A 922-nucleotide genomic window follows, 5' to 3' on the forward strand; every position below is an offset into this window, starting at 1 on the left:
ATCCATTAAATCCACCGTTAGAGCTTCCATTTCTGGCTCTAACAAATCAGCAGGACGGCACGTAATTGGCTCTTTACCTTCAAGGACTTTAGCTTGTAGATCGGCATTCACTGCCGCAGGAGCGGCACCGTACTCACCTTTGAGAACACCAGCGGTTTCTTTAGTGATGCTCTTGTAGCGCTCGCCGGTCAGTACGTTAATGACGGCTTGAGTACCAACGATCTGAGACGTCGGTGTTACGAGAGGAATAAAGCCAAGATCTTCACGTACACGTGGGATTTCTTCTAACACCTCGTCGATACGATCCGCTGCACCTTGCTCTTTTAGCTGACCTTCCATATTCGTCAACATACCACCTGGCACTTGAGCGATAAGGATACGGGAATCCACGCCTTTTAGTTGCCCTTCCCACTTCGCGTATTTCTTACGTACTTCACGGAAGTAAGCTGCAATAGGTTCTAGTTGATCAAGTTTCAGGTTGGTGTCGCGCTCAGTACCTTGCAGCATTGCTACAACCGTTTCTGTCGGGGTATGCCCGTAAGTACAGCTCATCGAAGAAATAGCCGTATCGAGGATGTCGATACCAGCCTCTACCGCTTTGATTGCCGTAGCGGTAGAAAGACCAGTGGTTGCATGGCAGTGGAGTGCCAGTGGTACATCACAAGAGGCTTTGATGCGTGTGATTAGCTCTTGCGCTTCGTAAGGCTTTAGCAAGCCAGACATGTCTTTGATACACAGAGAATGACAACCGAGATCTTCCAAACGCTTTGCTAAATCAACCCAAGTATCCGTATTGTGAACAGGGCTTGTTGTGTATGACAGGGTGCCTTGCGCATGAGCGCCAACATCTACCGCCGATTTCACCGCTTTTTGGAAATTGCGAACATCGTTCATCGCATCAAAGATACGGAATACATCCATA

General features: G+C 48.4%; 1 protein-coding gene. It reads right to left on the reverse strand.

Going from position 1 to position 922, the window contains the following annotated elements:
• Nucleotides 1–922 (reverse strand): pyruvate carboxylase subunit B (locus R7E78_RS25080; protein ID WP_318058466.1); only part of this gene is annotated, 922 nt, incomplete at both ends.

The sequence above is a fragment of the Vibrio sp. YT-19(2023) genome, assembly GCF_033337395.1.